The sequence below is a fragment of the Streptomyces sp. NPDC047049 genome (assembly GCF_040643995.1).
Taxonomy (GTDB): Bacteria; Actinomycetota; Actinomycetes; order Streptomycetales; family Streptomycetaceae; genus Streptomyces; species Streptomyces mooreae.
In genome coordinates this window covers 1-3835 of sequence record NZ_JBEYVM010000041.1, presented here as the reverse complement: position 1 = coordinate 3835, position 3835 = coordinate 1, and the positions used below count along the sequence as shown (strand labels likewise).

Annotated in this window: 2 protein-coding genes; both read left to right on the top strand. The window is 69.7% G+C overall.

Annotated elements, in window-relative coordinates; translation table 11 throughout:
- Positions 1 to 2930, top strand: a 2930-nt coding sequence (locus ABZ851_RS37200; protein ID WP_361137142.1) for a type I polyketide synthase, incomplete at its 5' end; no start/stop codon positions are given.
- Positions 2931 to 2933: 3 nt separating this feature from the next.
- On the top strand, positions 2934 to 3835 hold a 902-nt coding region (locus ABZ851_RS37195; protein ID WP_361137140.1), incomplete at its 3' end, for a beta-ketoacyl synthase N-terminal-like domain-containing protein.

Sequence of the window (3835 nt, the reverse complement as noted above, 5' to 3'; positions counted from 1 at the left end):
GCGACGACGGAGACCTCGACCGCTTCCTCACCTCACTGAGCGAAGCCCACGTCCACGGAGTCGACATCGACTGGCACACCGCCTTCACCGACCACCACGCCCAACGCATCCAACTCCCCACCTACGCCTTCCAACACGACCACTACTGGCTCGAAAACGTGGCACCGAAGGACGCTTCGACAGGCCATCCGCTGCTGACCGATGTGGTCACACTGGCGCAGCCCGAAGGCGGGCTGGTGTTTTCCGGAACCCTGTCCGGAAGTGAGCATTCCTGGCTGAACGACCATGCCGTGCTGGGCACCGTGCTGCTGCCGGGAACCGCGTTCGTCGAGATGGCGCTCTACGCGGCCGAGGAAGCAGGCTGCGACCGGATCGAGGAGTTGGCGTTCGAGACGCCGCTCGTGCTGCCCGAGGACAAGGAGGTGCACATCCAGTTCGTGATCGGCGCGTCCGGCGACGACGGGCGCCGCTCGGTCAGCTTCCATTCCCGTCGCGCCGACACCGAGCAAGGATGGACACGGCACGCGGTCGGAACGTTGTCGGCCGGCACGGAGAACGTCGCCGTCGACAACGCCGCGTGGCCGCCCTCCGGCTCGGAGGCGGTCGACATCGCGGGCCTGTACGAACGACTGGCTGCCGATGACTTCCACTACGGTCCCGCGTTCCAGGGGCTTCGGTCGGTGTGGCGCAACGGCGAAGCCGTCCTGGCCGAGGTGGAGCTCCCCGAACAGTGCCTGACGGAGACGGACGCGTACCAGTCGCACCCGGCCCTGCTCGACGCGGCGGTTCAGGCGGCGGTGGCCGGCGGACTGCTGAATACGGGCTCGGATTCGGGCCAGATCATGCTTCCCTTCTCATGGAACGGTGTCTCGCTCTACGCGACCGGTGCCACCTCTCTGCGCGTCCAGCTGACCGCGCAGGGCGCCGACGCCGTGGCGCTGGTGGCGAGGGACGCGGCCGGGCGGCCCGTACTGGCGGTGGATTCCCTGCTGGTTCGGAAGGCACCCGCCAAGCAACTCGACCTCCTGCGGTCCGCCGGCGAGCACTCGCTGTTCCAGGTGGAGTGGGCGAAGCCCGGCGTCCGCGAGCTGGTGCAGGACACCGGACCATGGGCCGTCGTCGGCAGCGCGGAGCCGCAGTCCGGCGCGCTGGTGGACGCCGGGGTGGCCGACGGCTCCTATGAGACGTTCGAGGAGTTGGCCGAGCACATCGGCGCCGGCCATGCCGCACCTGGCGTCGTGGTCGTCCCCGTCCCCCTGCGGGAATCCGACGACGCGGCGGCCGTGCGAGCCGCCGTACTGCACACGCTGGACATCCTGCAGACCTGGCTGTCCGACGAGCGGTTCGCCGATGCCAGGCTGGTGCTCCTCACCGGCCGGACGCCGGCGCTCCCGGCCGCCGGTGTGTGGGGGCTGGTGCGCTCCGCCCAGTCCGAGCACGGTGACCGGATTGTCGTGGTCGAGGCCGACGACACCTACGAGGACTACCGGCAGCTGCCCGCCGCGGTGAAATCCGGCGAGCCGCAGGTGGCGGTGCGTCAGGGAGAGCTGTTCGTACCCAGGCTGGTCAGGGCGGGCGCGAGCGGTCAACGGGCCGGCAGGGCGTGGGCCCCGGAGGGAACCGTGCTGATCACCGGTGGTACCGGTGTGCTGGGCGCCGAGCTCGCACGCCATCTGGTGACCGGGTCCGGCGTCCGGCACCTGCTTCTCCTGAGCCGCGGCGGCCCGCGCGCGGAAGGCGCCGAAGAGCTGACGGCGGAGTTGCGGGAGTTGGGTGCCGAGGCGTCCATCGTGGCCTGCGACGCGGCGGACAAGGAGGCGTTGGCCGAGGTGCTGTCGGCAGTGCCCGGAGCGCATCCGCTGACCGCTGTCGTACACGCCGCTGGTGTCCTTGATGATGCCCTGATCACGGACATGACTCCCGCACAGGTGTCGGCGGTGCTGGCACCCAAGGTGGAGGGGGCACTCAACCTGCACACGCTCACCCAGGGGCTCGACCTGGCGGACTTCATCCTTTTCTCCTCCGCGTCAGCGGTGTTCGGCGGACCGGGCCAGGGCAACTACGCCGCCGCCAACGCGGTGCTGGATGCCCTGGTACTGCGCCGACGCGAGGAGGGGCTGCCCGGAATCGCCCTGGCCTGGGGGTTCTGGGCCCAGCGCACCGGCATGACCGCACACCTCGGTGACACGGACGTACGGCGGTTGGAACGTGCCGGCGTCACGGAGCTGTCCACCGCGGAGGGTCTGGCCCTGTTCGATCTCGCGCGGGCGTTGGACGCTCCCGCGGTACTGCCGGTCAAGCTGAACCTCTCGTCGCTGCGGGCCCAGGCGGGACGCACCGGTGTGCCTTCCGTACTCCAGGGTTTGATACGGGTGCCCACGCGTCGCACCACGGCCGAGCCCGACCAGCGCTGGTCGGCAGCACGGCTGGCGGCGCTTCCCGATTCCGAGCGGGCGCCGGCGCTGAACGAACTCGTCCAGGCGGAGGTGGCTGCCGTCCTGGGCCATGACGACGCGGCGGCGATCGATCCGGAACGGGCCTTCATGGACCTGGGATTCGATTCGCTGACCGCCGTGGAGCTGCGCAATCGTCTGGTCACCGCGACCGGTCTGCGATTGCCGACCACTGTGGTCTTCACCTACGCGACGACGTCGGCGCTCACCGAGCACCTGCTCGCCGGAATACTGGAGAGCCAGAACAGCCCCACCAGGGACGGGCTGGACGAGGTCGAGGCCGAACTGCGGCGCACACCCCCCGGTGACGCCCGGCACGAAGCCTTGCTCCGCCGGCTGAGAGAGCTGGCCGCGGCCTGGCTGCCCGAACGATCCGACGACGCCGACGCCGACCTGGACGTGTCGACCATCGACGAGATGCTCGATCTCGCCGAGGACGCGCTTGAAGGCCTCTCAGCAGGAGAGGACGCGAAGTAGCCGATGGCTGATGACAAGAAGATCCTCGACACGCTCAAGCGGCTGACCACCGACCTCCGGCAGACCCGTCGCCGTCTCAAGGAGGTCGAGGACGCCCAGCACGAGCCGGTGGCCATCGTGGGGATGGCGTGCCGCTACCCCGGCGGTGTGCAAAGCCCCCAGGACCTCTGGAAGCTGCTCATGTCGGGCGGGGACGCCGTGTCCGCGTTCCCCGACGACCGTGGGTGGGACCTGGACCAGTTGTTCAGTTCCGAGGACGTGGCAGGCACGTCGTATACCGCCGAGGGCGGATTCCTGGCCGGTGCGGGTGACTTCGACGCGGAGATGTTCGGCATTTCACCGCGGGAGGCATTGGCGATGGACCCTCAGCAGCGGTTGCTGCTGGAGGCGTCCTGGGAAGCCGTCGAAGACGCGGGGATCGATCCCCTCGCACTGCGCGGAAGCAGCACCGGCGTGTACGCCGGAGTGATGTACCACGACTACGGCTCCGGGGTGGACACGCTGCCCGAGGAGATCGAGGGGTACCTCGGCATCGGCACGGCGGGCAGCGTGGCCTCCGGTCGGGTGTCGTATGTGCTGGGGCTCGAGGGGCCCGCGGTGACGGTGGACACGGCGTGTTCGTCGTCGTTGGTGGCGCTGCACTGGGCGGTGCAGTCGTTGCGCTCCGGTGAGACCTCTCTGGCGTTGGCGGGCGGTGTCACCGTGATGTGCCACCCGCGCATCTTCGTGGAGTTCAGCCGGCAGCGCGGCCTCGCCCGGGACGGCAGGTGCAAGTCCTTCGCCGCGGCAGCCGACGGCACCGGCTGGAGCGAGGGTGTGGGTGTGCTGGTGGTGGAGCGGTTGTCCGATGCGGTGCGGCATGGGCATCGGGTGCTCGCGGTGGTACGGGGCTCCGCGGTGAACCA